Annotated in this window: 2 protein-coding genes; both read left to right on the forward strand. The window is 75.4% G+C overall.

Going from position 1 to position 1,531, the window contains the following annotated elements; all coding sequences use genetic code 11:
- The coding region (locus G5C62_RS26965) for a malate:quinone oxidoreductase (RefSeq protein ID WP_206330902.1) at window positions 1–250 on the forward strand (250 nt) is incomplete at its 5' end.
- Window positions 247–1,531, forward strand: a 1,285-nt coding sequence (locus G5C62_RS26970; RefSeq protein ID WP_164703407.1) for an FAD-binding oxidoreductase, incomplete at its 3' end; no start/stop codon positions are given. The genes G5C62_RS26965 and G5C62_RS26970, both read left to right, overlap by 4 nt.

Below are 1,531 nucleotides of genomic sequence, written 5' to 3' on the forward strand. Positions count from 1 at the left end.
GGCCGGCGGCTCCCTGGCGGCCCTGCTCGGCGCCTCGCCCGGGGCCTCGACCGCCGCGGCGACCATGGTGGACGTGCTGGCGGCGAGCTTCCCGGGGCGGACGGCGGCGTGGGGGCCCCGGCTCAGCGAGCTGGCCCCGTCGGCGGACACCGTGCACAGCTGGGACGCCGCCCAGCTCGCGGCGAACGTGGACCACGCCCGCGCCGTCCTGCAGCTGACCCCGGTCCGGCCCGGAGAGGACACCGCATGACCACGCCGGATGCCCTCCCGGCCCTGCTCGCGGCGCTGCACGACGCCGTCGGCCCGGCCGGCCTGGTCACCGACCCCGACCGGGTGCGCAGCCACCTGACCGACTGGCGCGGCGCGTACTCCGGCGAAGCCGCAGCGGTGGTCCGTCCTGCCAGCACCGACGAGGTCGCCGCGGTGGTCCGGCTGTGCCGGGGCGCCGGGGTCGGCATGGTCCCGCAGGGCGGCAACACCGGCCTGTGCGGCGGCGCGGTACCGGACGCCTCGGGTCGCCAGGTGGTGCTGTCGCTGACCCGGATGCGCCGGATCCGGGAGCTCGACCCGGCCAACCAGACGATCACCGTGGAGGCCGGCGTGGTGCTGCAGTCGGTGCAGGAGGCCGCTGCGGCCGCCGACCGGCTGTTCCCGCTGTCGCTGGGCGCGGAGGGCAGCTGCACGATCGGTGGCAACCTGGCCACCAACGCCGGCGGCACGGCAGTGCTCCGCTACGGCACCATGCGCGACCTGGTGCTGGGTCTGGAGGTGGTCCTCGCCGACGGGCGGACGTGGCACGGCCTCCGAGGTCTGCGCAAGGACAACACCGGCTACGACCTCAAGCACCTGTTCGTCGGAGCCGAGGGCACGCTCGGCATCATCACCGCCGCGGTGCTCAAGCTGTTCCCCGCCGTCCGCAGCCGGGCCACCGCCTGGGTGGCGCTGCCCGGGCCGGCGGCGGCGGTCGAGCTGATCGAGGTGGTGCGCGCGTTGGTCGGCGACCGGCTGACCGGCTTCGAGGTGATGAGCCGACAGAGCGTGGAGTTCGTGCTCGCGCACGCGGCCGGTGCCCGCGACCCGTTCGCCGAGGCGCACCCCTGGTACGCGCTGGTCGAGCTCAGCGACACCCTGCCCGACGCCGGGCTGGGCGAGGTGGTGGAGACCGCGCTGGGCGAGGCGTTCGAGCGGGACCTCGCGCTGGACGCCGTCATCGCCTCGGGGTCGGCGCAAGTGGCTGCGCTGTGGGCGCTGCGCGAGGGGATCTCCGAGGCGCAGAACCGGGAGGGTCCCAGCCTCAAGCACGACGTCACCGTGCCGGTCAGCCGCATCCCGGCATTCGTCGAGCAGACCGACCGCGCGCTGGCCGCCGCCGTCCCCGGCATCCGGGTGGTCGCCTACGGGCACGTGGGCGACGGCAACCTGCACTACAACCTGAGCAAGCCGGAGGGCAGCGACGACGCGGCGTTCCGCGCCCGGGCCGACGAGCTGGCCCGGGTCGTCTACGACTCCACCGCCTCCTTCGCCGGCAGCA

Source organism: Modestobacter sp. KNN46-3 (assembly GCF_011039295.1).